Below are 6,066 nucleotides of genomic sequence, written 5' to 3'. Positions count from 1 at the left end.
CTGCGTGTTCGACAGCCCGTCAGCACACGCCAGGACGATCCGACAACGCAGCGCCAGAGCCTGCGCGGACGTCGCCCGCCGCGACCAGCGCAGCAACGTCTCACGTTCGTCATCCGTCAGAACCACGTCGACCGTCGGTCGACCCATGCGTGCCATGAGCCCAGCATACTTCTATAGCTTTTCTAAGACTCAGGACACTAGACGCTTCGGCTGATCGCTTGGTTCTGCCTTCATTCGCGGCCCCGGCGGGTCGGCACGCAGAAGTGCGCGGAGGCCCCGGGTCCCGGGGCCTCCGTTGTTGCCACACCGGTCGGGCGACGCGGCGATGCCAGTGGCGGAGTTGACGGTGCTCCTACCCGTCGGGCCTGTCCTCGTCCGTGGGTACAGCCACGAGTTGCCGACGCAGGTCCCCGTGGGCGGGTACGAGAAGTCGGCTCAGTGTGGTGAGCTGGAGCGCTTCCTGGCGTACCGCGGTTCCGGTGCTGAGCACGAGAGTTGTGCGGGCGGCGAGCGGTGCGGGGAGCCAGGTGCTGACGGTGCGGGCGGCGTCAGGGGTGATGGCGGTGGCGCTTCGCCGGGCGCATGTGAGGAGTGCCGCGTAGAGGCCGCTTGCCGGGGCGAGCGGGGGAAGGCCGGCTGCCACGGACCGTTGGCTGGCCAGCGTGACGCAGTGCAGCCCGTCGTAGTCCAGGTCGCCGTAGTAGAGGATCTCCGTGAGCGGATGCCCGGTTTCGGTGAGGCGCTCGGGGAGTGTGGTGATGCTGGCGGCGATGCGATCACCGTCTCCGAAGGCGATCCAGCCCACTTCGTGAGGGCGGGGCCACTGCCGCAGGATGCGGCGGAGGTTGTCGAAGGTGGCCGTGTTCTCGACGATGAGCAGCCATGGCGCCGGACCGAGCTCGATGATGTTCAGGGGCTCGGGGGTGAGGTAGGCACGCAGGTGCGTGTCGATGCTGAGGAGACCGTCGGTAACCCACTTCGTGTCGTGGATGCCGTCGAGGAACTTCTCGTCTCCGAACAGTTCGAAGGACCGGTCGCGCAGGGGTATGAGTTCGCGGGTGGCGCCCCCGGCGAGGAGGAAGTCGTTGAGACGTGTGAAGAGTCGGTAGCCGTGGGGGGAGGGCCGGCGGCCTTCGAGGAAGGACAGCTGTTCCACCCAGGTGCGGGCGGGAGGGCGGCTGCCGGCCGGGCAGGACGGGGCGATGCGCTCGACCCAGTGCGGCAGTGGGGGATTGGCGGTGTGGTCCCACGACTTCCGGGTGGTGGGAAGCCGCAGGGCGCCATCGTCCTGCAGGGCGTGGAGAGCGCCGGCGAGGTGGTGCCGGCGTTCGGGCGCGGTGAGGAGCGTTGGGTCGGCGCTGTAGGCGGCGTTGGCCAGGTCGTCGAGCGGGATGCGCTTGCGGGGGTGAGCGCGGAGGCGCTCCAGCAGGACGTCACCGAGAGGGCGCAACGTCATGCGCTCTCGCTCCCTTCCTGGTCGTCCGGTTCGGCGGATCCGTCGGGCTTCTGGGGCACCGGCCCGGTGTCGGTGAGCGGGAGGCGGTAGAGCCGTGCCGCGCGGATCCCGTCGGCGCGGGCGCCGCCGACGCCGCCGCTGACGGCATCGCCGTAGCGCTCGGTCAGCTGGACCAGGCGGTGTCCGCTGCGGGCGTCGTGGGCGTTGTTGCGCAGCCGCAAGATGAGAGGGAAGCGGCCCACGGCGTCGAGGTCTTCCACCCCGGTGGTGTAGACGAGCTGGACACCGTGGGTGGAGGCGACAGTGCGCTGCAGGTCGATGAAGGGTACGTAGTTGGACTTGCCCATGGGGTTGTCCAGCACGAGGGTGCCAACCCCGCCAGGCAGCCCGCGGTTGCGGTTGGCGGCGCGGACTTGTGCCAGGCAGCAGTACAGCAGCACGGACACGGTCAGGAGTTCACCGCCGGAGAACTTCTTGATCTTGGTGACGTCGACGGGGTCTATGACCGGGACCGGGTGGGGTTTGAGGACCTTGGCGGTGATACTCCCGCTACCGCCCAGTGCGGCAAGTACCAGGCGCTTGGCCAGGTCGAGTCCGGGAGGAAGGACGTTGGCGCTGCTGGCGTGCTTGGCGGCAACGTCGGCGACAAGGGTTTCGACGCAGGTGGAGATGCGGTGGGTGAGGGTTTCCTCGCTGCCCCAGTCGGCGAGTTTGAGGGTGAGGAACGGCTTGCCGGACCAGGCGCCCAGGCCGTCGGGGAGTTTGGAGTGCCGGGCGACCTGATGCAGTGTGGCCACGATGGTCTTGGCCAGGGCCGCGCACTGCTGGACCAGGAGGAGCTGGTCCTCGTTGAGTTGGTCCAGCAGCGCGGTGATGCGCTTCTCGCGCAGTTCGAGTTCGGGGATCAGCGCGGGCAGCGAGGTGTGCAGTTGCGCGGGCTCCTCGCTGAGCCGGGCGATGAGCTGGGCGTCGACGGCGCCCGTGTACTGCTGGTCGGCGGCCAGCCGGTGCACCTGGCGAGTGGCGGAGGCGAGCTTGCGCGTGGCCTGGACCAGGGTCGCCTGGGCCTCGTCGATAGCTGCGGTCAGCCGTTCCTGCAGTTGGTCGGCCTGCTCCTCGGTCAGCGTCGACGCGTCGTGGGGTGCGATGTCGTGGTCTGTGAGCCAGGTCTCGGCGTCCGCCTGGGTTTCGTGCAGGGCGGGAGTCCATTGGTTGGTGGAGCTGTTGAGGCTGGCGCGCAGTGCGTCGTGGGCGCGGTGCAGGGAGCTGGCGGTCAGCGCGGCGGCGCCGGCCTTCTCCTTGAGTGCATGGTGCCGCTCGGTATGGGCGGTGGTCTCGCGGTCGGCCTGTTCGGCGTGCTGCCGGGCCGAGAGGGCGGCGGCCTCAGCGGCCTCCGGGGTCGCGAACGTGTCGAGTTCCTCGGCTGTGATGCTGGTGCCGTCGAGGCGCTCGGTGGTTTCGGCTTCGTGTTTCTCGGCCTGCTCGACCAGTACGGCGCAGCGCGCGACCCAACGTTCGGCAGTACGAGCTGAGTTGTGGGCACGCTCGACGGCGTGGTCGCGCCGGTCGGGATCCGTGGCCTCGGAGCGTGATGCGAGCTCGGCGGTCAGGGCGCGTGTGGCGTCGTTCAGTTCGGCCAGTTCCTTGTCCACAGCCTCCAGGCGGCGGGTGGTGATCGTCAGGTCGGCGCGCAGCTGCGTGTCGGCGGCGTCGGACTCGTAGGCGGCCCGGGCTCTGGTGAATCGTTCTTGCAGGCCGTCCAGGGAGGCGCGCTTCACGTTCTGTTGGTCCACGGGTGCCAGCGTGCTGTCGGGTGCCTGTGAGGTGAGCTTGCGCAGCGCGGCGCGGTGCCGCTTCAGGTCCTGGCGGCGGAGTGTCTCGTCGCGCCGGTGACGCTGCTCGGCCTTGGCCGCGTTCTTTCTGGTGTCCGCGGCCAGGCGGGCTTGTTCCTGACGGTCGCCCTGGTGCTGGCGGGCCGAGTCGGCCTGTTCGCGCAGGTCGTCGATGCGCTGCGTCTGCTCCAGGAGGTGATGGGCCCGTTGGGCGCAGGTGGCCATGTGGCGCAGGCGGCGGGTGGCCTTGGCGGTCTCCTGCTGGATCCGGTCGCGTTCGGACAGCAGCTGACGGTGCTGTTCATCCTGTGCGTCGAGCTTCTCCTTCCAGGTGTCTTTGAGGGACTCGGCGCGGTCCAGCAGTTCCTTGAGGCGCTGGCGCGGGGTCGGACCGAAGGCGTCCAGGTGCTGGGTCAGTTCCCGGGTCAGGGCGCGGTCCTGGTCCTGGGTGGCGGTGATGTGCTGGCAGCGTTCCGTGCTCTCGCTGATGCGGGTGCTCAACCGGAGCTGCTCTTCGTCGGCGGCCCCGCGCTCCAGCGCGGCGGCCTGGACGGGGAAGACCGTGTGCAGGTGTTCGGGGGCGGTGCCGGTCAGGCGGGCGCGGGCGGTGGCGCTGTCGCAGACTGAGATCACCGATCGTGTCCGGACACCGGTGGCCGTGACGAGGCGGCGCAGGTCCAGGTCCTTGGTGTCACCGAGGACGACGATGCCGCCGACGACGTCGGGAGCCTGCGCGATCGCCTGGGCGTGCCCGCCGACAGGCACTGCCTGGCGCAGGAAATGCAGTCCGCTTACCGCCTCCACCGGGCTGTCGCCGCTGGTGAGGGCGGCCAGGGCGCGTTCGGTCTCCAGGGGTGCGGGCAGGAAACCCTCATCTTTGAGGCAGGCCAGAGCGCGCCGGTCGGCGGCCACCGCGAGCTGTTCGGCAATCAGGGCTTCCCGGGCCCGCACGATCTCGTCATGCAGCACTTTCAGCAGGGGGCGGCCTGCGACATCGAGGTCCATGCCATCGGCGGCGTCCATGTCGTTGTCCAGCTGAGCGAGTTCGGTGAGCCGGGGGTGCCGGGCGAGGTGGCGCTGCTGTCCCTTCAGCCTCTCCCACTGGTCCCAGAGGTGGCCGTGGTCGCGGTCGGCCTGTTGCACATGCCTGCCGGCGGTGTCCCGTCCGTCTTCCGCTCTCGCGAGCTGCTCGGTGAGTTCCGTGAGCCGTGCCTGATCGCGTTCGAGCCGACCCTCCAGCTGGGAGCTGCCGGACGACCAGCGGGTGTGGGCCTGCTCAGGGGTTTCCTCCTTCTCCACAAGGCCCTCGGTCCGGGCCCGGGATACCAGGGTGTCGATCTTTTGGAGGGACTCCGTAAGGCTCGTGAGCCGGCTGCGGGCCTGCCCTGCGGCGACCAGGTGCTGCTTCTCGGCCCGGTCCGCCGTCTTCCCCTCTCGTTCGGCGTCCTTGATGTCTTTGGCGAGCTGGTCGGCTTCCCGCTCGAGCTCCTCGATGACCTGGGTCAGTTTGGCGCGGAGCATCGCGCCGGCGTGCTCCATGGCCTCGCGCAACGGGGCCGCGTCCTGGGCGCGCCGGGCGAGCAGGGCGGTCAACTCACTCTGGACGCGGGCCAGGTCGTCGCGCTCCAGATGGAGGTGGACGGACTTCCAAGCCGCCAGCTGCGCTGCCGCTTCTTCCTGGGCGGCATCCGCCTGCTCCAGGTCTGTGCGACGGGCCCGGGTGGTGAGGTGTGCCGCCGTCAGGTCGAGGACGTCGGCGCGTTGCCGGTACTCTGCCGCCCGCGCACGTGACTGTCCCGCCTGCCGCTGGGCCTTCACGGCGCCGAGGTCCGCCGCGGCCTGCTGCTCGGTCAGTGCGGTACGGCGGGCACGGATCCACGTACAGGCCAGCTCACCGGCCGCGTGTACGGAGCCCATCCGGCCGTGCAGGGCTCTCTCGTCGGCGACGGCCTGCTGCAGTGGCCGCAGACGGGTGATCGCGCTGGTTAGAAAACGGAGTTCGAGTTCCCGGGCGGGCCGACGGGCCAGCCGTTCGGCCTGGCTCTTGACGTTGGTGCGCACGGTCATGGGCTGCGTGGGGTCGATGACCAGGTCGATGAGCAGCTCCAGGAAGCCTTCGGCGGTGTCGAAATGGAAGAGCTCGGTGATCGCGCCCTCGTCGAGATTCATCTTGCGCTGGACGTGCAGCAGGCGCGGATCGAGCCCCCGGTCGGACAGCATCCTCTCCCATGTGCCCTGGTTGCGGTCGTTGACGATCTGCAGGTCCAGCCGGTGGTCCGCGGCCATCTGCTGGGTGAGGGCCTTGACGTAGCCCTCCTTGCTGCGCCAGCCGCCCACGGTGTGCACGGGCAGGGTGGTCAGGTCGGTGGTGCCGGAGGGGCGCAGGGTGTACCAGGCGCGCTGGAGTTTGTCCCAGGCGTCGTCGTCGCTGGCGGGGCGGTGCCCGTCGGGCCACTGGTAGACCGCGCCGGTGATCAGAGCGGGGATCCCGAACGGCGTGGCGTCGTCCTCCCATTCCACGATGACGTGTGCGGGTTTGCCCTCCAGGATGTAGTCGATCAGGCCCTTCTTCTTCGTGTAGCCGATGAAGTCTGCCTTGCCGGGCAGCAGCAGGCTGAAGAACAGCGCGAGGAGGCTGGACTTGCCGCCGCCGTTGCGCAGCCAGAGGATGCCGTCGCTCACCTGCCCGCTGGGGTCGGTGAGGTCGAGCACGGTGCCGTGGAAGCGGGCGTCTTTGTGCCCGATGTTCTCCAGACGGATTCGGCGCACGCGCAGCAT

General features: G+C 69.5%; 2 protein-coding genes. Both read right to left on the bottom strand.

Annotation, left to right across the window (positions count from 1 at the left end; translation table 11 throughout):
* Nucleotides 1-352: 352 nt before the first annotated feature.
* Nucleotides 353-1,456 carry a hypothetical protein gene (locus ACIPXC_RS22340; RefSeq protein WP_401620923.1) on the bottom strand — a complete coding sequence of 368 codons (1,104 nt, stop codon included), beginning with the start codon at nucleotides 1,454-1,456 and terminating at the stop codon, nucleotides 353-355.
* The gene (locus ACIPXC_RS22335) at nucleotides 1,453-6,066 is read right to left on the bottom strand and encodes a hypothetical protein (protein ID WP_401620920.1); all 4,614 of its coding nucleotides are present in this window, start codon (nucleotides 6,064-6,066) and stop codon (nucleotides 1,453-1,455) included. Before ACIPXC_RS22335 ends, ACIPXC_RS22340 begins: the two co-directional genes overlap by 4 nt.

The organism is Streptomyces sp. NPDC090021 (assembly GCF_044748225.1).
GTDB lineage: Bacteria > Actinomycetota > Actinomycetes > Streptomycetales > Streptomycetaceae > Streptomyces.
This window is presented reverse-complemented; position numbering and strand designations above follow the sequence as displayed.